The sequence below is a fragment of the Vibrio sp. 10N.261.45.E2 genome (assembly GCF_002875705.1).
Lineage (GTDB): Bacteria > Pseudomonadota > Gammaproteobacteria > Enterobacterales > Vibrionaceae > Vibrio.
This window is the reverse complement of sequence record NZ_MCZZ01000150.1, coordinates 29,855-54,991: the sequence shown is the minus strand read 5'-3', so window position 1 is coordinate 54,991 and position 25,137 is coordinate 29,855. Positions and strand designations below refer to the sequence as shown.

The following is a 25,137-nucleotide window of genomic DNA, read 5'->3' as shown; positions in this document are numbered from 1 at the left end:
GCTAAATGCATCAACACATCCTGTGTTAATTATGATGAACCAAATAAAATATTAGCCTTACGTTGTCTAAGTATAAGAAATGTTGCACGAAAAAACCTCCGCAATTTTGCGGAGGTTTTCAAATGTGAATCCGGGTCTCAGTAATGAGATATATTTCGACTAGGGCTTTAATTTTATAAAATCTTCGCTATTCAGCTTCTTACTGTAGTCTACCGAAGGTTGGGCAAAGCCGTTTAGCTGTAGGAACTCATCTTTGAACCCTTGGTAATCGCCTAAGGTTTGGAAGTTGGTTTCATCCATATTGTTAAGCAATTCTGTCACATGGGCTTGTGTTTCTGGATCTAACTCCCAATCGTCCATACGAATCAGGCGCTCACCATCAAGCGGTACTTTTGGTTGTCCATACAGCTTGCTGCTAAACAGGCGTTGCATTTGCTCAATACATCCTTCATGCGTCTGTTTCTCTTTCATCACTTTATACAAGGCAAGAAGATATGGGCTCAACCCTGGGATGAATACACTAGCTTTCGTTACCAATGCCTTACACACAGTCGCGTAAGCATTGCCATCAAAGTTTGCTAATTCAAGATTCAATGCGTGGCTGGTTTGATGAAGGTCGATCTTGGCACGACCTAAAGTACCGTCCAAATAAATAGGATGGGTCACTTCAGGACCAACGTAAGAAAACGCAATGGTCTTACAACCCGGAGCAATAGATTCTGCGTTGATCAGTTCGTCTATCCAGTTTTCCCAATCTTCTCCCCCCATCACTTTGAGTGTGCTTTCAGCTTCTTCTTCTGTTGCAGCGTCGAGCGTGTTGGTCACCCAGTTGTCGTGCTCAAGAGAAATCGTCGCACCAGTCACGCTTTCGCCAATAGGCTTGATGGCAGAACGCCAGAATTCATCAAAGTCAGGTTTAGGGCGAACACCCGCTGCCAAGCTGTAGATAACCAGATCCACTTCACCTTCGAAATAGGTTTCAATGGCTTCGACAACTTGTGAGCGTGTTTCTTGTGAAAAAGCGTCGCCAACGATGTTGATAGCAGTGCGTTGCTCTCGTTCGGCTTCTTTTTTGAAGTAGATGTTGTTGTACCAACCAGCACTACCGAGGGATTTGTCGTTTGGACCGCGTTCGAATGAGACACCGATAGTGTCAGCTTTTGCGCCGCCAAAGGTAAGGGCAATACGAGCGGCAAGGCCGAAGCCTGATGAAGCGCCGATAATCAGTACTCGTTTAGGGCCATCTTTGATTTGCGGCGCACTCTTAACAAACTTGATTTGTTGCTTTACGGCTTCTTGACAGCCAAGAGGGTGAGCGCTTTTTGCTACCACACCCTTGATAACAGGTTCGATCAGCATAAATAACCTTACAGTTAACGGTGATATGCACTCAGGCTAACGTAAAGCTGTGTAAAATTTATTGAGCTAGACCATTAAAACCTAAAGATACTGATATAATTCTTCGGCGACAAATTCAGCAATCCAAGGTTGAGCTTCTGGTTTTGGATGCAGTCCATCGTTCATCATCCACTCAGGTTTAAGGATGATGTGCTCTAGGAAAAACGGCAAAAGTGGCACGTTTTGTTGATCAGCTAGCGCTGCAAAAACGTATTCAAACTGCTGGTTGTAACGCTTGCCGTAGTTTGGTGGGATTTTAATCTGCATCATTATAGGTTTGGCGCCCGCAGCTTTTATCTGCTCAATGATTTGATCAAGGTTCGCAGACATCAGCTTAGGTGGGAATCCGCGAAGTCCATCATTTGCACCAAGTTCAATAAGAACGGTATCTGGAGCGTGTTCTTCAAGCAATTGTGGTAAGCGGGCTAAACCATTGCCTGTTGTGTCACCAGAAATACTGCCGTTAACCACAGTTACCGTTTTGTCATGCTTTGCTAACGCGTCTGGTAACAAGCTTGGCCAACTTTGTTTGATGTCCATGTTATAACCAGCACTCAAGCTATCACCAAGGACCAGTAGCTTAGAATCTAGCTCGGTATCTTGAGCCAAAGAAGCGGTTGAAAATAAAATAAAGAATAAAAAGGAAATTAGTCGAGTCATGCATACATCCATCATTAAGGCAGAAGCTGTTTCGAAGACAGTGTCTACTAATCAAGAACATTTAACAATCCTAGAGCACGTCGATATCGATATTCGTGAAGGCGAAACTGTCTCGATTGTTGGTACGTCTGGGGCGGGTAAGTCGACCCTAATGACTCTGCTTGCTGGTCTTGATGTACCAACGAAAGGCGAAATCAGTTTACTAGGTCAGCCACTGTCACAGCTTGATGATGAGGCGAGGGCTAAGATCCGCAGTGAATCGGTAGGGTTTGTATTCCAAAGCTTCTTATTAATCCCAAGCCTCTCTGCTCTGCAAAATGTAACGCTGCCTTGTTTGTTGAAGGGAGAAGACGAAGACATTGAACGCGCGACTGCTCTACTTGAATCAGTAGGCTTGAAAGATAGGCTTGATCACTTGCCGTCTCAGCTATCTGGTGGTGAGCAACAACGAGTTGCTTTGGCACGTGCATTTATGATCAAGCCCAAAATCCTTTTTGCAGATGAACCAACAGGCAACCTAGACCAACAAACAGCAGCCAAGATTGTGGAGTTGCTGTTTGAATTGAACTCATCCCACGGCACAACGTTAGTTTTGGTGACACACGATCCTAAGCTTGCACAACGTTGTCAAAGAACGCTTAAGATGCATGTTGGTCAGATAGAGGAAGTCTAAATTGAATTCATCAAACGGACTGAATAAACGCCTGTTTTCATGGAGTATCGAAGAGATTCGACATGGTCAGTTGTGGCCAGTATCCATCGCTTTAACGCTAATTATTGCTTGTGTGTTTGCACTGTCGGCGCTGGCCGAGCGTATGGAGCAGGTAATTGTTAAGCAAGGTAAAGACGCACTGACTGCGGATAGTGTATTTATTTCAGCAAATCCAATTCCACAACCCTTGCTCGACCTTACTCAAGTTGAGCAGCTAGAAAGTTCCGAGTTAACGCGTTTCTCCACCATGGCCTTCAGCGACAACTCAATGCAGTTGGTGACGGTTAAAGCGGTGGAAAGCAACTACCCATTGCGTGGTGAAATGATATTAGAGGGTGCTAACAACGCGTCAAGTCATCATGTTGAACCGGGCGAACTTTGGCTCGATGAGCGTATATTTGCGCAGCTCGAAGTTAAAGTAGGTGACAATGTCACAATAGGCGATGCCGATTTAACAATAACAGGGCGAATCACTCAAGAGCCAGGGTTGAGCTTTAATCCATTCCAACAAATGCCAGTAGTGTTAATACACAAAAGTGATATTGATGCGACCGGTGCCATTCAGCCCGGAAGTCGCGTGAGTTTCCGACTGTTCTTGAACGGGGATGAAGCAAAACTCAAAGCCGCGCAAGACAGTGTTGAGTTAACACCGAGTGATCGCTGGCGCAATCAAGATTCAGCCAGTCGAACCAACGACATGTTCGAAAGTACGACTCAATACCTTTCACTGACTGTTGCTATCGTTGTCATAATGGCGGCAACCACTTTGGTACTTACTTGCCAACATTATGTGGCAAGCCGTCGTAAAACCATCGCTATGCTGAAAAGTTTGGGGGCTAGTAAGCAGTGGATAATTAAGTGGTTGTCGGTTCAGGTATCTTTGTTAGTCGTTATTGGCGCTGTACTAGGAATTACCATCGGTATCGGCTTAGAGTTTTTGCTTCGAATTCCACTGGGTGACTTGTTGCCATCGCCACTTCCAAGCTACGGTATCGAACCCGCTATCTTAGCTATTTCATCAAGCATTCTAATTGGTGTGCCTGCCTTAGGGATCCCATTGATTGGTTTAGTTAATACATCAGCCATCAGCGTGATTCAATCAAGCCATCAATCACAAGACAGCTACAAAAAGTTCGGGCTGCTGTTAGTACCTATCATCCCGATGATGTTGATGTATGGCGATAACCTGTTGGTATGGATTGTTTTAGCCGGAATTGCGTGTCTGTTCTTGGTGTTAGCTGTTGTGAGCACGGTTGTTCTTCGCCTTGTCGGTAAGTTACCAACGTCAACATCTATGCGCTTGGCATTAAGCCGTATAAACCGCACGCCACTGGCGACTGGAATTCAGTTTGGCTCTTTAGCGCTATCACTAATGCTGCTGTCGATTATCTGGTTAGTACGAAGTGATTTGCTGTCAGATTGGCAACAAACCTTACCTGAGAACGCACCCAATGCGTTTGCACTTAATATTGCAAGCTATGAAAAAGACAGCTATCTCGACACAATTGATGCAAACGAAGTAGAGCGTACTCAAGCGTTTCCAATTATCCGCGGAAGACTAACGACCATCAACGGCGTCGAAGCATCGGAATACAGCGATACTTCAGGAGAAACCGACGCACTAAGCCGCGAGATAAATTTCACTTGGGGAGATAGTCTGCCTGAGTACAATGAAGTGTTGAAAGGTGGCTGGACACAAGAGCAGGGTGTATCGGTAGAATCGAATGTCGCTGACCAGCTTAGTTTGAAGATCGGCGATGAGCTTTCATTCACGATCAACAGCCAAAATGTCTCAGCCAAAGTGAATAGCATCCGCAAAGTAGAGTGGCGAGAAATGAAGCCAAACTTCTATTTCATCTTTACACCAGATGTATTGAGCTCAATTCCTTCTACTTGGCTAGTGAGCTTCAGACTAGAAGAACAACATAACCAAATGCTCAACGAACTTTCTCGCAATCACCCAACCGTAAGTTTGATGGACATTCGTAAGATGGGTAGCAAGATCCAAGAATTGCTCAAACAGATTGTTTGGTCGATAACCGTACTTGCAGCGTTAGGTGTGGTCGCGGGGCTGTTGCTTATCTTCACTTTATTGCGATTGAGCTTATCTCAAAGACAACAAGAGATTCGCTTGTACCGAACCTTAGGTGCAAGTAAGAAGCGAATCCTCAACACCATTTGGTGTGAATATGGGTTAATGGCGTTAGTGGCAGGCTCGATTGCGGCACTTGGCTCTGAATTGAGTGTAGCGGGGGTAATGAACTTTGGCTTTGAGTTACAACCTTCACTTCACCCGATGCTTTGGATAGCGCTACCCGTGCTAACATTCATCACATTGGCTGCAGTAGTGAATAGTTTAATCAAACGTCTGTTAGCACCAGTAAACAAGAATTTTGGCTAGTAGCTAGAAAAATCTACCTGGTACTTTCAACGGTCTAAAGCTTAAAACGGTCTAAAAGCGAAATGATTTATACCTAGTCATGCACTATTTATAAGATGTCGTTTTAGACCGCTTTTTATTTAACCAACCTATAGCATAAGTAAAAAATATCGCACCTTAAATTCGACTCTTTTTAGCATTTTTCAAAACTAATTGCGCAATAACGCCGATTTAATGAACAACGGTTAGTCCCTGTAAATAAAGGGTTTGCGCAACTTAGCAAGAACGTTATCAACAGTTATCCACAAAAACGGTGGATAACTTTAGGGATAAGTTAACATCTATGTTTTAAGAGTATTGAGGCAGCCTTTATGTGGCGTCACTTAGGACAAATTTGACTGTTAGAATAACCTTTAAAACTCTATCTGGACTTATTGAGTCAAGAGATTATTTATGTTTTTTACATAGATATTAAATCCCGCCTATCTAAGACCTTGATAAAAATGTGTTTTAATTCATCGCAGAACAAAAGTAGAATAGCGGCAGTTAATCTTATTCTACAGAACACGATGAACCACAACAAAACGGATACAAATCAACCTTCTATTGCCATTGTTGGTGGTGGTATTGCCGGAACAACGAGCGCGATTCACTTTAGTGAGTTGGGTTTTAAGGTCACTATCATGGAAAAAGGGCCGAGTTTGGTTAATGGTCCACCAATTTGCCACCTGCACGCTGGAGGCAATTTGTATCGAGATATTTCTGTAGAGCAGTGTCTGCAGTTGCTTAAACAGTCAATTGATACCGTTCGCTTATTTCCTCACACGATCAATATTCGTCCGACAATCATCGCCGTTCCGCACAGTGATGGTGGCGAGCCGTTGGATTTGCTTCCTCGCCTTAAGATAATTAAAAGCGCTTATGCCGCTCTCGTTACGCAAGATAAAAGCAACCAAGTGCTTGGTGATCCGCAAGAATATTACAAGCTGTACAGCAAAGAAGATTTATTAGCTCTTTCTACGAAAACTCAGCCCCTGAAGCCAACATCTCTCGATGATTGGTGTATTCCTTTTGCGAAACATACAGATTTAGAAACCCTTAAGTATCCTGTTGCTATGGTTCAAGAATATGGTTGGAGCGTATTCAGACTTTCTGCAACCGCTCAACTCTCTTTGGGACAACAGGCTAACTGTACCGTGTTAACCAACAGCCGCTTACAATCTGTTGAATCGACAGGCAAAGGTTGGTCTTTGACTTATACCGATGTTGATAACCAAAGCTGCCAATTAACAACTGACTACTTAATTAATGCGAGTGGATTTGAAACGGGTATCGTGGACGACTTTGTTGGCTCTAAGCAGCAAAGGCTCGTTGAGTTTAAAGCCGCGTACGTTACAGAGTGGCCGTATTCGCAAGAATGTAAGGAAGAGTGGCCAGAGGTTATCTTCCATGGCCCAAGAGGCACGCCACAAGGTATGGCGCAATTAACGCCGTATGCTGATGGCGTATTCCAGCTTCACGGTATGACAGAAGGCATTACTCTGTTTGAGGGGGGACTTGTTTCATCGTCGACAGATTCGTCACAGCCTCAGTTGCCTTCTAAGCTTCTTAAAAAAATCGTATCAGGTTGGACTGAAGAACAGCTTGAATTAAGAACTCGCGCTGCAATAACGCATATTTCTCAGTTTATCCCAAGTTTCAGATCTGCGCTGGTTGGTGGCAAGCCTTTGTTTGGTGCACAACAGATCCCGGGAACGGATCCAAGCTTGCGAGCTTCAGACGTTTCATTCTGTGGTGAACGCTATGCTCGACTTGAAGTCGTGAAGGCTTCGTCTACACTAGAAGCGGGACAAAAGGTTGCTGAACAATGGTTTGACGTTGCAGAAGAGGCGGTATCGATTGAAGATATGCACTCAGTGACAATGTCACTTACTTTGGATGATATTGAGGGCAGAGCGATAGATTTGACACAAGAACGTGGATACCCAGAAGCGCTTGCAAAGGTATCAGGCCAAGACCACGCTTAATACTAAGTCATAATTTACTGCATTGAATCTCTCCAGTTCGGCTTACCTGTCAAAGTAAGCCGAACCTTCGCCAAAATACCTTCTTTATACTGATAATCTACCTCGCTAAAACTTCTGTTCACCAGGCAAAAATATCAATAACCGAAAAACTGAGCCCATTGACACCAAACATCTTGCAAGCCTAAGCGATCGCCTTTGCTGAACGATATCGCATGCCCCGGTTTTGCCTGTGCTAAGCGTGGCAAATCGATTCTGGCGACGCATCCAATCTTCGGATAGCCACCAATGGTCTGTCTGTCATTTAGCAACACGATAGGTTGTCCATCTTGAGGAATTTGAATCGCACCGAGGGCAATACCTTCTGACAACAATGAAATGTCAGGCGACTCCACAGCTTCGCCACTGAGTCGATAACCCATCCGATTGGAGTTTTGGTCAACTTTATATTGTGCGTTATATAAAGTCTCTTTTGCCGATTCCGAGAATAGTTCGCTTTGATACCCCTCAATGACTCGCAGATTCACGGGGAGGTTGTAATCCGGTGTGTATCGGAAAGTGACACTCAGAGGTTTAAATGGACGAGAGAGTTTGTGTTCAGTAAAACTAATTTGCTGCCTTTGTTGGCACGGCTCTCCGTCTTGCGTTAATCCACCAATCTTTTCTCGGGGAACGGTAGAGCAACTGTGAAGAGTTTGTGGTGCATCGAAACCACCCTTAATGGCCAAATAAGCCCTTAGTCCATTTTTAGGTAAACCAAACGAGAGAATCTGACCTTTGAAAGCTTGAAAGGTGCGCCAATTAGACAGTGGTTTGCCATCGAGCTTCGCTTGTAAATCCCCCCCACATAACGCCATCTCACAATCAAAGTCGATTCGCAACGCGCATTGTCCTAGTGTGATTTCCAACGCCGCTTGGTTTACTGGGTTTCCCAATAGATGATTGGCCCAACTATAAGAGTAATCATCAACCGGGCCACCTTGCGTTAACCCTAGATGAGCAACACCAAATCGCCCGAAGTCTTGAATCAAACTCAACGGGCCAGGTTTGATCACTGTCAGTGTTGGCTTAGCTCTTGTCTTAACCATTTGCGACACCTCCACTAATTTCCATAAGCCTAAGCTCTTCAAACTCTTTTTTTGAAATCGCGATGAAACGGACAGTGTCGCCGACATTAAGTAGAGACAATGGCCTTTGTGCGATATCGACGTTCTTCAATTGGTTATGATCGAACAACGGAAGCGGGCAATTGCCAATAATATTCCAACCACCCGGTGAATCTGAAGGGTACACCGCCGTTTTTGTATCAGCGATTGCGATACTGCCTTTGGGTACATTCAAGCGGGGTGTTGAGTGACGGGGTAAAGCTAGCTCACTCACCACATCAGACATAAACGCAAAGCCAGGCGTAAACCCAATTGCACTGACGCTGTATGTCTGTGATGTGTGATGTTGAATGATGTCGTCTAGAGTCATACCTTTGTCTTGATACCTGTCTAAATCGAGCGCTGTTTCTGGTGAATAGTAGGCAGGAAGCTCAATCGTATTGTGAGTTTGACTAACACGTGAAAAGGACGACATAGCTTGAGCCAACAAGTTGTTGAGTTGCTTGATGAGCTGCTGTTCTGATATTCGATAAGGTAGGTAATCGACCAATATTGTGTGGTAAGCCGGCGTCACATTCATCAATACCGATGCTAAGTTTTGGCGAATGGCATCGGAAAAATAAGCCATGCATTGCGCATATTCTGCACTAGATTGATCATTTGGAGGCGATAGAGTCAAGGTAACCAAAACGCTGCATTCAGCGACTGGCGCTATATTGAATTCAATCTTATTCGTCGTCATTTCGTTTCCATACGTTTGTTTGCCTTTGCTCTGCTTGCTTGGTGCGTTTAACTTCCGTGCCAAACTAATACACAGCAATTTAATTTTATGAGCAATTGGTTCGATGTTCGGTTAAGCGAGTGATTAATCATGCGTCTTACCAATCACACGCTTGATGCTAATTAAAAGCGTTGAGATCTTGTCTGATTTTTCTAATTAATGCGATGGATTGAGGGTTATCCCCATGAACACAGATGGTATCAGCTTCAATAGGTAATCTTTCACCCTCTAAAGTCGTAACAGAGCCATAGTTAATGATTTGCATGACTTGGTTATAGATATCGTCTTGATTGACGTAAACCGAGCCTTTTTGAGTCCGTGGCGCTAATTGCCCGTTATTTAAATAAGCTCGGTCGGCAAACGCTTCAAATAAGAGTGGAAGATCATGGTCGTCAGCAATATCTAAATACTGTTGATTGTCTGATGAAGAAAGAATCATTAAGGGGATATTAAATTCAGCAACAACTTGGGCAACGGCATTAAATACATCAATGTTCGCCATCATATCGTTATAGAGGGCGCCATGAGGTTTCACATAGCCAACAGAGGTATGGTGATAACGGCAAAGGGCTTGTAGTGCACCGATTTGATAGCACACCAATTCACAGATTTCATTCATGGTGTGTGGAATAGAACGGCGACCAAAACCAACGAGGTCTTGATAACCAGGATGAGCGCCTATTTGAGTGTGATAGTGTTGAGCCAATTTAATTGTCTTGGACATAACATGTGGATCAGACGCATGAAAGCCACAAGCGATGTTCGCCATATCGACCCATTCCATGACCGACTCATCATCGCCCATCTTCCAGTTGCCGAAACTTTCTCCCATGTCGCAATTAAGCAAAATCTTCGTTGTCACGTGGTGCTAATCCTTTACGTTTAGGTAAGTAATGACGGTCTTATAAATACCATAAATAAACAGTGACCTAACTCAAACTTTCGACACCATGAATTTACCAGTATGGCATTTCATATATAGTTGACCTATTAATTAAAGGATTAATATCTATCTGTATATTAGGTGAGCACATGATATCCCGCCAGGTTTGCTTAGGACTCGCATTAACGACACCTGTTTTTGTCTCTGCTCAAGAAAACTCTCTAGATCAACTTATGTCGATGAGCCTTGAAGAGTTGTCTATGTTAGATGTCGAAATGGAAACGGCTTCGAAAGCGACACAAAAACTCACTAATATTCCCTCATCGGTGTATGTCCTTTCTAATGAGCGAATTCAGCGCAGTGGGGCGAAAACCATTGCTGAAGTATTGTCGTTGGTTCCTGGACTCAAAGTAACCAAATTCAATGAAACCTCATGGTTTGTTTCTACCCGTGGTTTTCACGATGGGCTGTATAATAAAATGCTCGTAATGATGGATGGACGAAGCTTATTTAGCCCAGTATATGGCGGTACGTATTGGAGTGATGTTGACTATGTACTTGCCGATATTGAACGCATCGAAGTACTAAAAGGCCCAGGCGGAACGATTTGGGGAGGTAACGCGGTTAATGGGGTTGTCAATATCATTACTAAGTCTGCCAAGGATACACAGGGGACTTATCTCGCAGGTGTCGCTTCTAATACTGACAACTATGAATTTAGTGTTCGTCAGGGATTAAGCTTAAACGACAGTGTGAATGCTCGAGCATTTTATAAGTACCGCGAAGAACCAACTTATCGCACAAGCGAATCTGAGAAATGGAAATCACAAACGGCAGGGATGGTCTTTCAGCCAAGTAATGCCGAAAAAAATTGGTCATTACGTATCGGTGGTGAGAAAAGCTTTTACGAGTCGGAGTTGTATACATTCCAATATGATAACTCAGGATCGTTTGTTGGATCACAAGCCAACGATTTCGATAACAAGAGCCAATCTGTTTACGTCCAGTTCAACGACGCTCGCCATTTTGATGAAAGCTCGACACTCTCATATTCGTTATGGGGAGAGTATAATGAAGATAACGCGCCGGATGCTCCGGGAAGTTATTCCACCATCGATTTCGACTCAACTTATATCAACCAGCTATCTGCAAACCACCAGTTAACATTTGGTGGTGGTCTACGTTATATGTATCTCGATTTCTCATCCAGCCAACTATCGGACGTTGATTGGTACAATCCTGACTACTATGGCCGCGTCTACAATACCCCATCTGCCAACGATTATATTGCGAATGCGTTTGTGCAGTCCCAAATCCAGATGACAGAATCGCTATCTATTACTGTTGGCGCGAAGGTTGAGCATTTTACCCAGAATGACTCGACTGAACTTTCGCCTCAGCTGCGTGGTTTATATAAATTGACTCAACGTCACTCCCTGTGGGCGGGGCTTAGCCGTGCGGTGGTTGCACCATCTTATATGGATTCGAATTCGACATACTATTTCAATAGTGCCAGTTCAGACTCAAACAACAGCTACCTAGATGTATATAAATCAAACTCGAACCTTGAAACAGAAAGCGTCGTGACGGCTGAAATGGGTTATCGTTACTCTAACAACTCAAATTTCGAGCTCGATGCAACGATATACCTGAGTGAACATGACAACCTGCGCTTCCATAGCTATGACCCGAATGATATCCCCGCGAATCATGTCTATATCGGTACACTGTCTGATGATTATAAAGCAAAAACGTATGGCTTAGAGTTGGGAGCGAGCTATCAACTCACTGCGGATCTAGCCAGTTATCTGAGTTATGCCTATACGACGCTAGAAGGTGAGAATAAAGGTGATGACCCTAAATCTAGTCCTCAAACGAGTGTCTATTACGATGTTGATAATGAACATTTAGCGACGGCACAGTTGATGTGGAATATCACCGACAGTTGGCAATTCGATGTCATAGGCCAGTACATTAATGTGAATTACCCAGACTATTGGGTAGCAGGCGATGGCACTCAATATGAATGGCAATCTTACCCACATGAAATAACCTTTGATGCGCGCCTAGCATGGAAAAAATCGTCTGCAGCGCCTTTAATTGAAGTAGTCGTTGAAAATATTGGGAAGAGCGACGGCTATCAAGCTGAATTCACATCTCAGAAAAGCGTCAATCAAGAATCGGTGTATGTGAGGATCTCTCATGAATTCTAAATGGTTTAAGCACCGAGTTAAGTTAGGTTTCTCTAAACTAGGCCTTACCACTTTAGCGATGTTCATTGTGCCTTTGAATACCACCGCGGCAAGCTTCAAACCTTATGAAGTGAAAGCGGTATACCTTTTTAGAATTGCGAATTTTATTCGTTGGAATGATGAGAGTTCAATGAATGCTGTGAACTTTTGTGTGATTGGCGATGACAAGGTAAGCCAAGTACTAACGTCAATTACAGAGGGGAAATCTATTCGTTCGCTCGCTATCCAAGTTCAACAGTCAATTACTCCTAAGTGCGATATCACGTACTTGTCTGATCGTAAAAATGACCAGTTCCGCAGTCAAGAGCACTCCCCACACACTGTAACAATCAGTGATATACCTAACTTTACAGACTTAGGTGGAGTCATTGAACTCACGCACGTCGATAACAAGCTCAAACCTAAAGTTAATTTAGAGAATGCAAGGCGTGGTGAGTACGTCATTGGCTCAAACCTATTACGAATCGCTATAGTGGAGGGCAAATAATGTTGTCTTTCCTAAATAATATATCGATTAAAAACAAGCTGATACTGCCCATTATCATCTTTATCGCGGTCACTTTTGTGACTATTCAATCTGTAAATTACACTGTCACTTTTGAGCGAGAAAAAGAGAGCCTTATCCAACGGGTTAAAGTATTAGCACAAGGTGTTGCCTATAACCTTCAGGCCGCAATTCTATTTGAAGACAAATCATCAGCTCAGGAAATATTGTCAGCTTTTGCCGCGGATAAAGACATTGTTAGAGTGAAGCTCTATGACACTAACGATCAGCTATTTGCAAGCTATCAGGTGAGTAACACTTTGGTTCCAAGACCAAACGAATATGAATTAAACGATATCGAGGATCATGAATTTGCTATCTCTGAGCATTTCATATTTTTGCTCGTTCCAGTAACGCTAGATGATGCAGTAATCGCAAACTTGAGGGTGACAATATCGAAAGAGACCTTCACTACGATCTTGACGCATGTTTTAAAAGTTGCGGCCATCTATCTTCTATTTCTGGTTGTGTTGGGGGCTGTATTAGTCAAATTGGTTCAACGTTTCATTATCGAGCCAATGTTTAATCTTAACGAAGCAATGCAAGCCTTTGTTGAGCGCCGTTCCGAGCAACCTAAATTGGTCGCAACGAACCGCGATGAAATAGGTGACTTGGTTCGAGCTTTCAACACCATGCTACAAAGGCTTCAACATCGAGATAACCAAATCAATTTTACGTTAGACAAGTTACAAGAAGAAAAATCGTTCGCTAATGAGGTCATCGAAACCGTTCAACACTCATTGTTAGTGGTTGACGAAAAAGGGCTCATTGTTCATGCTAACGCAGCCACTCGCGATATTTTTAAGTGTACAGAAGCGTTTCTGGAAAACCTGTTGATCCAAGAGTTGATCCCGACCAAGCAGACAGGCTTCTTACAAGGTGTTATTGACGCCCACATTGAACTCAATGACCAATTATTGGAAACTACTGACCTCCTTCAATCAAAGCTTTGGCTTCGTATGAGTAGCCGTTCTCTGACAAAACATGGTCGTATTCTATATGCAATTCAAGATGTCACAGATATAGAAACAGCCATGAGCCGCCAGCGTATCGCTGCAGGTGTTTTCGAAAATAGTAAAGACGGTTTGATTGTTCTTAACTCGTCCAACGTCATTACCATGGTTAATCCGGCGATTACACAACTTCTCGGTTATCACGCTGATCTGCTGGTGGGCAAAACACCGTTTGAAGTATTCTCGTGGCAGCAGTTTTCATCACTTATGCCGACTATTCGCAGTTCGTTAGACAACTATGGGCAATGGCAAGGAGAAGTGTGGGAGAAGAGCGCGTCCGGCACGTTAGTTCCAATGTTTGTCAAAGTGAACCGAGTGACCTCGGACAACGAGAAAGATGAGTTTGATATGGTATTAACGCTGTCTGACTTATCCAGCGTTAAAGAGATGGAAAGGCTCGAACACCTAGCTCATCACGATGCATTGACAGGGTTAGCGAACAGAGCGCAATTGTACAAGGTGATGGATGATGTGGTCATATCGAGCCACTATTCAAATCAGCATTTTGCGGTTATCTACTTGGATTTGGATGGCTTCAAAGAGGTTAATGATAACTATGGACACGATGCCGGCGATGAAATTCTAAAAGAAGTATCAAACCGGTTGTTATCTCAGGTAAGAGCGGGAGATTTAGTTGCGCGTTTGTCGGGTGACGAATTTGTTCTTATTATTAAACAAGCGAACAAAGCCTTGTTAGCTAAGCTAGCTGAGCGCTTGTTGGAATTGATTGGACAAGAGGTGAACTACAAACAGCGTTCGCTTCGTGTAGGAGCAAGCTTGGGTATCCATCTAGCTGATGGTTCAGATCGTGATATTGATGTAATTTTGAAGGTCGCCGATGAGGCAATGTACCAAGCAAAACGTAAAGGAAAAGGTCAGTTTGTGTTCTCTTGTGAGGGTGAATAGGCTGCGGTGTTTGTTAGCCCACACTAAGTTATTGTATCATAAGTGATAGGTTGAATAAATTTTCATTAAAAGGTCTGCAAGACATGAATGTTTTAGTTACAGGTGGCATGGGCTACATTGGTAGCCATACAAGTATCCAGATGATCAACGCAGGTATGACACCAGTGCTGTTTGACAACTTGTATAACAGTAAACCAAGCGTGTTAGAGCGTATAGAAAAAGTGTCTGGCGTTCGCCCAGTCTTTATTGAAGGTGACATTCGTGACAAAGCATTGTTAACGGAAACAATGAAGCAGCACAACGTCGAAGCCGTAATCCACTTTGCTGGATTGAAAGCAGTAGGTGAATCGGTTGAGAAGCCTCTTGAATATTACGACAATAATGTAAATGGCACTTTGGTTCTTGTAGATGCGATGCGCGAAGCGAATGTTAAGACATTAGTGTTCAGTTCGTCGGCAACGGTATATGGCGATCCTGCAAGTGTGCCTATTACCGAAGATTTCCCAACTAGCGCGACTAACCCTTATGGCCGCAGTAAGTTAATGGTTGAAGAGTGCTTAACTGATTTCCAAAAAGCGAATCCCGATTGGAGCATCACGCTACTTCGTTACTTTAACCCTGTTGGTTCTCACCCAAGCGGTGAGCTAGGTGAAGATCCACAAGGTATCCCAAATAATCTAATGCCATTCGTGTCTCAAGTGGCGGTTGGCCGACGTGATTTCTTATCAGTATTTGGCAGCGATTACCCAACAAAAGATGGCACTGGCGTTCGCGACTACATCCACGTCATGGATCTGTCTGATGGACACATTGCAGCGCTAGAGAAAGTAGGGCGCAAAGACGGTCTTCATATCTACAACCTTGGTACTGGCAACGGTTCTAGTGTTTTAGACATGGTTAAAGCGTTTGAACAAGCAAGCGGCAAAGAAATTCCTTATAAGCTAGTTGAACGTCGCCCTGGTGATATTGCAGAGTGTTGGGCAGATCCAGCTAAAGCTCAGAAAGAGCTTGGTTGGAATGCGACGCGCACACTGACAGAAATGACTGAAGATACATGGCGTTGGCAGTCAACCAACCCTGATGGATTCCCTGGTTGATCTAGTCGTTTCATGAATGATTAACTTACAAAAAGATGCTTTAGGGCATCTTTTTTGATCTTAATCGAATAAAAAGTAAATTGGTGGTTAAAAAGTATCATTCTGTATCGGTTGTGTTATTATGCTCGCGAATTATATGTTTAATGTTAATTTTCTTTGGAGTTAATCATGGAACTAGGCCTAATCATCACTTTCATCGTTGCTGCAGCAGTAATGGTTAAGAAAGAAATGGCAGAGAAGTAATTTCACTTTACCCTTTTTATAAACAATTTTTAGTGAAATGATAAAAGCCAGCATCTAGCTGGCTTTTTAGTATCTGCAATTCAGGTTTTTGACGAATTAGAATTCGTATTTAGCTGAAATACCGTAGTTTCTTTCCGCTTGAGAATTCTCTTTGTAAAGCTCATCATCGCCGCGAATGTCGTTCCAACGGTAGTATTCTTCGTTAGTTAAGTTGAATACACCGCCACGAATAGTAAGATCCTTCATTGGCTTGTAGTAAGCTGTCAGGTCAACAACCGTAGCACTCGGAAGCTCAGCTTGACCTGCGTTACCGCCGCTTTCGTCATCAAAGTTGATGTCTGAGCCAGACTTGTTAGCCGTGTAGTTTAACTTCAGACTAGTACCCCAGTTTTGGTTTGGAGCATCGTAGTTAAGACCTAATACAGCATTCCAAGGGTTAACACTATTTAGCGCATTACCGTTTCCATCTTCACCTTCTGTATATGAGGCAACGAAGTGGGTTGAAATACCCTTAGGTGCACCAACCAAAACATCCCATAGTAATGTGTTAGAGAATTCAACACCCTTAATTGTTGCCGAATCTAAGTTAACGTTAGAATAGTGTGTAGTGCCGCCAACTTTTTTCGTTACAACTGTTTCGATGAAGTCATCGTAATCACTGTAATAAGCCGCAATTTCAGACGATGAAGCCTGTGTATTGTGACGGTAACCTAGCTCGTAAGAGATACTGGTTTCTGACTTAAGATCCGGGTTTGGATCGTTTACGTAACCATGCCCTGGGTTGTCATACGTATAGTACAGTTCATCGAAAGAAGGGGCTCTAAAGCCTTGGCTAATCTGGCCAAATATGGTGCCTGTATCTGTAAGTTTATACGTTGATCCTAAACGTCCAGTTACCGCAGAATCAGAGAAGTCCGTAAGTGACTCACCTGTATTTTTACCCGGGTCTGTAGAGAAGTAATCGAAACGAACACCTGGAGTAACAACAAGTTTGTCGTTCATTAGGCTAATTTCGTCTTGTACAAACAGACCAAACTTCTGCTCTTTAGCATCAGGAGTGTATACATAAAGCTGATCATCAGTAGCAGGATCAGAGTTGTACTCCATATTTGTATTGCTTATGTCGCTATGTGTATAAGTAGCGCCATAAACTAGGTAATGGTTGTTAATCTCTTTATCTAGCTGTGTTTCGATTTCTAGCTTATCTTCTGTGTATTCGTAGTCTTTGGTTTGAAGATTGTCATTATTAGCAGGGACATAAGGTGGAAAACCAGGGCCCGCAGGTTTAAAGCGTTTCGTTACGCCATTTTCCTCTTTAGATATGTATGACACTTTGCTCGTCACAGTGTCAGCAATCGCACCGTCTGCAAACCATATATGCTTTATTGTGAATCGGTTTTGTTTAGTGTCATCTTCGCCAGTGTAGCTATCGTAGCTTGAGTGATAAATGTCAGAATCTGAAGTATCTTTGATTAGCTCCGCTAGAAATTCGATACGGTGACTTTCATTCAATTGGTATTGCAGTTTTACCAATAGGTTGTCTGCTGATGTATCTTGATTTTCTACCGCGTAGTTCTCTAGATCACTTGAATTACGGAAGTTTTGAAGTTCTTCACCGTCACGACGAGTATAAGCAACCAATGTTTCCAAGTCGCCAAAACGATTAGCTAATGCCACATGCTCACTGAAAGAGTTATCTTCTGAAGAGTAAGACAGTTTTGCTTGACCACCGAAATCTTCGCCATCCTTTAAGAAATCTGAAGGGTCTTTAGTTTCAAAGGCAACAACACCACCAATCGCGTCACTTCCGTGTAAACTTGAAGCCGCGCCTTTGATAATTTCAACACTTTTCAGCATATCTGGGTCGATTGAAATGCCGCTAGAGTTAATAAATGCATAAGGGCCACCATCAAATGAACCTGGTTGCGACGAGCCATCTACTAAGATCTTGACGCGCTTACCTTCCATGCCACGAATATTGATGGTTTGTGCACCTTGGCGGGAGCTAGAATTCATCGTTACACCCGGAGTGTATTCGAAGATTTCATTCACGTCTTTCGCCATATTCTCTTCGATTTGCTTATCCGATATGACAGTAACAGAAGCGGCTGTATTGATAAGTGTTTGATTAGTACGAGTCGAAGATACAACAACCTCGTCAAATAGGGCATAATCATCAGCAAAGACTGACGTTGATGAAAGCGCCAAAACGATTGAAGCCGAGAGTAGGGATTGCTTATACATCTGATAGTTACCTTAGTTCCATAGTATTATCTTGATTTGCGAAGGATAATATTAGATCTAAATGATAATTACTATTATTTGCATTTAATTAATTTTCAGTTTTATCAGCTAATCTATAATTAATATGCTTAAGTAGCTGTATTTAAAAGATTTTTCAGTTCCATTCACTTAATGAATGCTTGTGTTTTTGTGACTTGGATCTCACTAAAAGTAGGAAAGCTATGCAGAGCCCAATAACGCTTGAAGCGCTACACATATTAGATGCCATTGATCGCCGTGGAAGTTTCGCCGCCGCAGCGAACGAGATGGATCGTGCTCCTTCATCATTGAGCTACCAAATACAGAAGCTTGAACAAGATCTGGACATCATGATTTTTGACCGTTCTGGACATCGCGCAAATTTCACAGAAGCGGGTCAGTTGATACTTGAGCAAGGTAGGGTAATTCTTGGCGCAACAGAACGACTCGTTAACGAAGCGAGTATTCTTGCTAACGGGTGGGAGCTCGATTTGACCATCGCCTTTGATGGTATCATCCCGATTGCTAACTTTTTCCCACTGGTAGACGAACTAGGAAAAATAAGTAAAACACGCGTTCGTTTACAAGAAGAGATCTTGGCCGGGTGCTGGGAATCACTTTCAGATGGCCGTGCTGACTTACTGGTGTGCCCAAAAGTAGATACGATCCCGAATGATATGAAAAGTGACGTTATCGGAAAGATGGAAATGGTTTGGGTTGCTGCATCAAATCACTATGTTCACAAACGTTCTGGTGAATTCGACCAAAAGGCAAGGGAAAGTTACAGGGTTATCGCCATTGCAGATACGGCGCGAGATCAACCTGCTTTAAGTCGTAATATTCTAGAGAAACAACCACGCTTAACGGTAACGAGCTTCCCAGCAAAAGTAGAAGCTCTGACGACGGGGTTAGGGATTGGAACCTTACCGAATGTTGTTGCTAAACCACTGATCGAATCTGGCGTTCTACAGCTGATCTCGGGAACAGAGCCGCAGCCTATCGATATCGTGATGGCTTGGCGACGCAACAAAATGGGCGACGCCAAATCTTGGTGTATTCAACACCTTAAAAAGACATGGACGTTAAAGTAACGGTAACACCATATCTGCAGTACCATCTTCAAAACTGATATCTAGCTTAAAACCAAGCTTTTGAGCTAGTGTTAACATCCCTCTATTGGTTGGCATCGTCATTCCAGACATTTGCTTAGTCTGTTTAGCACGACAGTAATCAATAACCTTGGTCATCAAAATGCGTCCTAACCCGACGCCTTTAAGATCAGACCGTATCAATATCGCAAACTCTGCATCCGTATTCTCTGGATTAATCAGCGCACGGGAAACACCGATGATCGCAGGAATACCTTGTTCCTCGCGAACGACCACAAAGGCGATTTCTCTATCGAAATCAATCTGAGTGAAATTCGCCAACGCCTCGTGATTAAATTCACCGACATCACTAAAGAAACGCTTATAGAGATCTTCTTTTGACACTCGGTTAATAAAGTCAGCATGAAGCGGTTCATCTTCGGGCAAAATAGGGCGCAACAATACCTCAGTACCATCTTTTAGCTGGATACGTTCTTCAAGCTCTACGGGATATGGGCGAATCGCCAATCTTTCTTGAGGATCCCCCTCGTAGGCTTTTAATATGATATCTGCATCCAATATCGTGAACTTGTCTCCGTTGGCCAGTACTGGATGGATATCCAAATCATGTATCTCAGGGCAATCAACGACCATCTGCGATATACGCACCAATAATTCAGACAAGCCTTCAATATCAATAGGATTGGGGAGCTTTTGTAGACGAATCTTGCCACTTTTTATCGCTCGAATAATCAAGTAACGCGCCAGTGTCATGTTGAGCGGTGGAAAAGCAGCGGCAGCATCAATCGATTCATCCCATTCAGAACCACCTTGCCCAAGTAAAATGATTGGGCCAAAGGTTTCGTCTGTTGTGACCTTAATACGTAGCTCTTGGCCGCCCGCGAGCTTGGCCATCCCTTGAATTAGCAAGCCATGGATGTGCGCTGTAGGGAAGGATAACTGAGAGCGATCAAGAATGGCTTGAGCCGCATTGGCAACTTCATTGCTGTTTCGTAGATTTAGCATCACGCCTTGTACGTCTGACTTGTGTGCAATATCCGGAGAGCGTAATTTTACTGCGACGGGATAACCAATCGTTTCAGCTATATGTACCGCTTCACTTGGGTCAGAAGCGATCCAAGTAGGTAGCACATCGAGGTTGAAGCTCTTAAAGAACTGGCTATTTTGGTGGGTATCAAGGCTTACTGTGTCTTTATCCAGTAATTGTCGTTCTATCCAATTTTTTGCATCAGCTAGATCTTCAATGTGTACTTTTTCTGCTGTAGTTGGTGTTTCCATTAACTGACGTTGGTTACGTCGGTACTCGACTAGGTGCATGAACGCGACCACTGAACTTTCAGGTGTTCGATAAGTAGGGAAACCCGCTTCGGTAAACAGTTTTCGCGCTGGTCTTGCGGTTAATTCACCAGACCAATTCGTCAGAATATTAAATCGCTTGTGACGAGGGTGCTTTTTAATCGCTTCAATAATTCGTTCAGCCGTTCTAGCGGAGTGTGCTATCGCAGAAGGGCTGTGCATGATAAGAATGGCATCTGCTTCATCGCCATCGAGCAAAACGTTAATCGTGTCGATGTAGCGTTGATCACCAGCATCGCCAACAATATCGATAGGATTACTATGAGACCAGCTCGAAGGCAGCACCTTGTTCAATTTATCTAGCGTCTCATCCGAAAACTCTGCAAGCTTACCACCGCGATCAAACAGGGTATCTACCGCCATAATCGCGGGGCCGCCACCATTGGTAACAATAGCTAAGCGCTCTCCGCGCAATGGAACGGAATGAGTCAGTGTTTCTACTGCGGCAAACAGCTCATGTAAGTTCTTTACTCGTAGCATTCCGCTGCGTCGAATCGCTGAGTCATAAATTATATCTAATGTATCGGCACCACCAGTGTGCGCCATTGCGGCGGCTCTCCCTTTGGCTGTTCGACCACCTTTGAGTACCAGTATTCGCCTGTTACGTGAGGCTGCTCGGGCCGCAGAAATAAAGCGCCTCGCATCAGTAATGCTGTCGACGTAAAGTAGTATCGCTTCCGTGTGAGAATCGGTACTCAAATAATCCAATAGCTCTGAAAACTCGATGTCACTCCCATTACCAATCGAGATGAATGCAGAAAAGCCAATCTCTTTGTCATTAGCCCAATCGAGAATAGTTGTGCAGACAGCGGCCGACTGAGAAACAAAAGCGATCTTACCGGGTAATGCTGTCACTGGAGAGAATGAGGCGTTCAAGTTTAACCAAGGAACAATCACTCCCAAACTATTGGAACCAAGCACTCGAATGTTGTGCTCTTTTGCAATCGCTAAGCATCGTTCATCATACGTCTCGCCATTCTCGCTTTGTTGTTGCATATCGGAAGAAAGCACAATAACAGAGGCTATGCCTTTCTCGGCTAGCTCTTCAAAAATGGCGACATTACGGTTGGCATTGGTACACAAAATAGCCAGATCAGGAACGATCGGTAACGACAAAATATTTTTGTAAGAGAGTACGCCTGCAACTGAGTCATATTTCGGCGTAACCGGCATCACCGCACCTTTAAAATCCCCGTGTAATAAATTGTTCATGACGATATATCCCGCTCGGTTTTCACGTTGGGAAGCACCAACAACAGCGATCGAACGGGGTTTCAGTAGGGGATCAAGATGATTCATAGACATATCCTAGCAATGCACGTAAGTTCATCGTAACTTACTTTTCGATGACAGGTTGATGGCAAATTCACCGAATTCAGATGAATAAGCAGACACTGCATAAAGTTTGTGAAATAGGTCACCCACTAATGGTGTATAATCTCAAAGTTAACTTGATTCTAAACCGACGTATCGGCATGATTTATAGTAATTATTATTAAGGATATAGAGCTTTCCATGAAAAAATTTGCAATTGTGACTTTGCCACTGCTCTTGGCTGCATGTGTATCTGACGACTACGTTACCAATGTCACATCAGATAGTTATCAAGAAGAGTACAAAACGGCCAAAGTTGAAGCTCCAGTTGTATCTCAATCTGAGCAAACAAGCGTTGTTGAAGAAAATGTTGTCAACGTGATCAGAACCGAACCTGTTGAACAGAAAGTCGCTCAAACAACTAAAGCGAAGCCAGTTGCAGTAGTGACAGGCCCAACCAAGAAACAACAAGACATGAACCAGCGTTTTGGTTACACAGTTCAAGTTGTTGCTGTTGGCAGCCAAAGTAAAGTCGATTCTTTCGTGAAAATGCTACCTACGACTTCTCAACCCGTTTGGGAAAACTACAAAATGGTTAACGGCACCAAGTGGTTCACCGTACTTTATGGTGACTACGCAACGCGCTTAGAAGCTAAAAAAGCAATCTCAACGCTGCCGACCACTTTCCAAAACTTAAAGCCGTTCGTTAAGAGCATTGATGACATCAAGAACTCTGAATACCCAACGCTTAACAAGTTGAACTAAGTTTTAATTCATAAAGAAGGGGCAAATGCTCCTTCTTTTATTTTAAGACTCGCTGTTTTTGTTTAATAGTTAATCGCTCGCTCTTTCGAACGCGATTTTAACAATCAAAACACTGTACCTATCTCGACTTTTGTTTATCATTGAAGTCAGTACTCCTAGTTTCAAGGACCGAATTTACCCATGAGCACCACAAACATCCTTCTACTTTGCGGCGGTGGATCTTCAGAGCATGAAGTGTCTTTAGTTTCAGCCAATTACCTTTTTGAACAACTCAATAGTGTTGCAGATTTCAACGTTGTAAGAGTTGAAATTAAAAATGAAGGCTGGTGTCTTGATTCCGGTGAATTGGTTTATCTTGATATTAACGATCAAACCTTACGCGGTGACGATTTAGCATCTAAAGTCGATTTCATTGTTCCTTGTATTCATGGTTTCCCAGGTGAAACCGGTGATATTCAATCACTGTTTGAAATGGCTAAAATTCCGTACCTAGGTTGTGGTTCTGAAGCAAGCAACAACAGCTTTAACAAAATCACTTCAAAGCTTTGGTATGACGCACTTGATATTCCAAATACGCCGTACCTGTTCTTATCAGACAACAGCGACCAAGCGCATCTACAAGCAGCACAAGCTTTTAAAAACTGGGGAAAAGTGTTCGTTAAAGCGGCTCGCCAAGGTTCTTCTGTAGGCTGTTACCAAGTTAACCAAGTAGAAGATTTAAGCGAAGCTATCAACAAGGCGTTCACTTTTTCGGACCAAGTATTGGTTGAGAAATCAGTGGTACCTAGAGAGTTAGAAGTTGCCGCTTATGAAATCGATGGCGAATTGCATATCAGCAAGCCGGGCGAGGTGATTGCACCTAATGGCGCATTTTATTCTTACGAAGAAAAGTACAGTGCAGACAGCCACTCAATTACTGAAGTTGAAGCAAGTAACTTAACAGACGAACAGCGTGAATTGATAGCAGATAGCGCACGCAAAGTCTTCACTCAAATGAAGCTTCGTCACTTGTCTCGTATCGACTTCTTCCTAACGCAAGACAACGAGATCTACCTGAACGAAGTCAACACATTCCCAGGAATGACGCCAATCTCGATGTTCCCTAAAATGGTTGAGCATGATGGCCACAAATTCAGTGAGTTCTTGGAGAACTGTGTGAGAACGAGCCTTTCTTAGATCTCTTTACCCGTTTTCATTGACTTCAATCTAAAATCAACAAGTGCCTTGAGCTTTCTGCCAAGGCACTTGCTGCTTCCAAATCCATTCGATTTTGAAATCTATCGTTTTGCCCACAACTAACATTTCAATAATGTGCGAGCGTTTATTGCCAAGGTATTAGCGCCTTAAACTTCATCTTTTCATTCTCAGCCGTTCCCGAATAACCGACATATTGGGCAGGCATTGCAGGGCTGAGCCAGCGACCAAAATCCTGGATCTCCCTTACCTTAAGGCCTTGTTTCGACAACTCTTGTGCAGCGCCAACACGAATCGAGTTTCCTGAAAAATGGTAGTTTTCAGGCAATTGAAGTAAGTCGCTTGCTCTTCTCAATATTCTGTAGATAGACGAATCATCTAAAGGCTGCAAACCAATATTCTCATGCTTGTCTATCGCACGAAATACTGGCAACTCATCTTGTGTACCAGTAAACGAAAGCCAACGTTGAAGTGCAACACTGGCTGTTTGTGATAACTGATAAGCTGAATCTTTGACTGTTACTTGGTAATGATCTTCAACGTACTCAACATCGGTCATCGACAACGCCTTAAGTTCTGAGCGCTTTAAAGCACACTCGAACATAACGTTATAAATAGCGATGTCTCTGATCTCTTTCAAGTTTGCTTTATCATGGGAGAGTAACGTATTTAAATCAGTGAGATGCACAGATGTCATAGCATTAGTTTGTTTGGCGTCACCGGCCATTTGAGATTGTAAGTGGAGCAGGGCAAAGCGAACTTGCCTATGCTTGATCGGGTTAGCAAAGCTCAACACAGTATGTAACATACTAAGCGTTGCAGTGTAACGTTTCAAAGATGCGTATTTTCTATCGTTGGACTCCGTCTCAAGAAATCGACGCACAGCGGTTATAGAAGCGGGAAGTGTGTTAATACGATGTTTGGTACAGAACGCATGATAGCGATTCCAATCACTATAGATACCCAGCAGTGAATTGTGTGAGTATTGAAATCCTGTCAACTCATCTATAATTTCAATTGTCGCGTGCCTGTTTAATTTTTCAACAAATGAATTGATTATTACAGAGTCGGTTAAAATAGGGACTTTTTTTCTCAAATTACCGTACCTAGACAAGTGTTTTTGCCATATTATGCTTGA

General features: G+C 43.2%; 18 protein-coding genes. 10 read left to right on the top strand and 8 right to left on the bottom strand.

Annotation, left to right across the window (positions count from 1 at the left end; translation table 11 throughout):
* Window positions 1-159: 159 nt before the first annotated feature.
* Entirely contained in the window at window positions 160-1,359 is a 1,200-nt protein-coding gene (fabV, locus tag BCT34_RS20095; RefSeq protein ID WP_076657242.1) for an enoyl-ACP reductase FabV, read from the bottom strand.
* 81 nt (window positions 1,360-1,440) lie between these two features.
* On the bottom strand, window positions 1,441-2,058 hold the full coding sequence (locus BCT34_RS20090) for an arylesterase (protein ID WP_076657240.1): 618 nt from the start codon (window positions 2,056-2,058) through the stop codon (window positions 1,441-1,443).
* Here BCT34_RS20090 and BCT34_RS20085 point away from each other — a divergent pair.
* The 3 genes from BCT34_RS20085 (at window position 2,057) to BCT34_RS20075 (ending at window position 7,177) form a co-directional block, all read left to right on the top strand.
* Window positions 2,057-2,731, top strand: coding sequence for an ABC transporter ATP-binding protein (locus BCT34_RS20085; RefSeq protein ID WP_076657238.1), 675 nt, complete (start codon window positions 2,057-2,059; stop codon window positions 2,729-2,731). The two genes, BCT34_RS20090 and BCT34_RS20085, sit on opposite strands and share 2 nt — an antisense overlap.
* A 1-nt stretch (window position 2,732) precedes the next feature.
* On the top strand, window positions 2,733-5,171 hold the full coding sequence (locus tag BCT34_RS20080; protein WP_076657236.1) for an ABC transporter permease: 2,439 nt from the start codon (window positions 2,733-2,735) through the stop codon (window positions 5,169-5,171).
* Between the two features lie 548 nt (window positions 5,172-5,719).
* Entirely contained in the window at window positions 5,720-7,177 is a 1,458-nt protein-coding gene (locus BCT34_RS20075; protein WP_076657235.1) for an FAD-dependent oxidoreductase, read from the top strand.
* 134 nt (window positions 7,178-7,311) lie between these two features.
* On the opposite strand, the gene BCT34_RS20070 is transcribed toward BCT34_RS20075, so the two are convergent.
* The 3 genes from BCT34_RS20070 to BCT34_RS20060 form a co-directional block, all read right to left on the bottom strand.
* Window positions 7,312-8,262: a biotin-dependent carboxyltransferase family protein gene (locus BCT34_RS20070; RefSeq protein WP_076657233.1), complete on the bottom strand. Its 951-nt coding sequence runs from the start codon at window positions 8,260-8,262 to the stop codon at window positions 7,312-7,314.
* Window positions 8,255-9,022, bottom strand: a complete 768-nt coding sequence (locus BCT34_RS20065) for an allophanate hydrolase subunit 1 (RefSeq protein ID WP_076657231.1) — start codon at window positions 9,020-9,022, stop codon at window positions 8,255-8,257. Before BCT34_RS20065 ends, BCT34_RS20070 begins: the two co-directional genes overlap by 8 nt.
* 157 nt (window positions 9,023-9,179) lie before the next feature.
* Window positions 9,180-9,923, bottom strand: coding sequence for a 5-oxoprolinase subunit PxpA (locus BCT34_RS20060; protein ID WP_076657230.1), 744 nt, complete (start codon window positions 9,921-9,923; stop codon window positions 9,180-9,182).
* Between the two features lie 170 nt (window positions 9,924-10,093).
* Here BCT34_RS20060 and BCT34_RS20055 point away from each other — a divergent pair, with 170 nt between their 5' ends.
* From BCT34_RS20055 to galE, 4 genes are all read left to right on the top strand, one after another.
* Complete coding sequence (locus tag BCT34_RS20055) at window positions 10,094-12,157, top strand: TonB-dependent receptor (RefSeq protein WP_076657228.1); 2,064 nt, start codon at window positions 10,094-10,096, stop codon at window positions 12,155-12,157.
* Entirely contained in the window at window positions 12,147-12,683 is a 537-nt protein-coding gene (locus tag BCT34_RS20050) for a YfiR family protein (RefSeq protein WP_076657226.1), read from the top strand. The genes BCT34_RS20055 and BCT34_RS20050 overlap by 11 nt, the downstream gene beginning before the upstream one ends.
* Window positions 12,683-14,659 carry a diguanylate cyclase gene (locus BCT34_RS20045; protein ID WP_076657224.1) on the top strand — a complete coding sequence of 659 codons (1,977 nt, stop codon included), beginning with the start codon at window positions 12,683-12,685 and terminating at the stop codon, window positions 14,657-14,659. The genes BCT34_RS20050 and BCT34_RS20045 overlap by 1 nt, the downstream gene beginning before the upstream one ends.
* 83 nt (window positions 14,660-14,742) lie before the next feature.
* Window positions 14,743-15,756, top strand: a complete 1,014-nt coding sequence (gene galE, locus BCT34_RS20040) for a UDP-glucose 4-epimerase GalE (RefSeq protein WP_076657222.1) — start codon at window positions 14,743-14,745, stop codon at window positions 15,754-15,756.
* A 339-nt stretch (window positions 15,757-16,095) separates the two neighbouring features.
* Here galE and BCT34_RS20035 read toward each other — a convergent pair whose 3' ends face one another.
* Window positions 16,096-18,243 carry a TonB-dependent hemoglobin/transferrin/lactoferrin family receptor gene (locus BCT34_RS20035; protein WP_076657214.1) on the bottom strand — a complete coding sequence of 716 codons (2,148 nt, stop codon included), beginning with the start codon at window positions 18,241-18,243 and terminating at the stop codon, window positions 16,096-16,098.
* A gap of 221 nt (window positions 18,244-18,464) precedes the next feature.
* Between BCT34_RS20035 and BCT34_RS20030 the strand changes: the two genes are divergently transcribed.
* A complete protein-coding gene (locus BCT34_RS20030) occupies window positions 18,465-19,352 on the top strand; it encodes a LysR family transcriptional regulator (RefSeq protein ID WP_076657212.1) in 888 nt (295 codons plus the stop codon).
* On the opposite strand, the gene BCT34_RS20025 is transcribed toward BCT34_RS20030, so the two are convergent.
* A complete protein-coding gene (locus BCT34_RS20025) occupies window positions 19,344-22,025 on the bottom strand; it encodes a bifunctional acetate--CoA ligase family protein/GNAT family N-acetyltransferase (protein ID WP_076657211.1) in 2,682 nt (893 codons plus the stop codon). The genes BCT34_RS20030 and BCT34_RS20025 overlap by 9 nt on opposite strands.
* Window positions 22,026-22,241: 216 nt before the next feature.
* On the opposite strand from BCT34_RS20025, the gene BCT34_RS20020 reads away from it, so the two are divergent.
* Window positions 22,242-22,805, top strand: coding sequence for an SPOR domain-containing protein (locus tag BCT34_RS20020; RefSeq protein ID WP_076657209.1), 564 nt, complete (start codon window positions 22,242-22,244; stop codon window positions 22,803-22,805).
* Between the two features lie 180 nt (window positions 22,806-22,985).
* Window positions 22,986-23,981, top strand: a complete 996-nt coding sequence (locus tag BCT34_RS20015) for a D-alanine--D-alanine ligase (protein WP_076657207.1) — start codon at window positions 22,986-22,988, stop codon at window positions 23,979-23,981.
* Window positions 23,982-24,126: 145 nt separating this feature from the next.
* Here the strand turns inward: BCT34_RS20015 and BCT34_RS20010 are convergent, their stop codons facing one another.
* Window positions 24,127-25,095, bottom strand: a complete 969-nt coding sequence (locus BCT34_RS20010; RefSeq protein ID WP_076657206.1) for a tyrosine-type recombinase/integrase — start codon at window positions 25,093-25,095, stop codon at window positions 24,127-24,129.
* Between the last annotated feature and the right edge of the window lie 42 nt (window positions 25,096-25,137).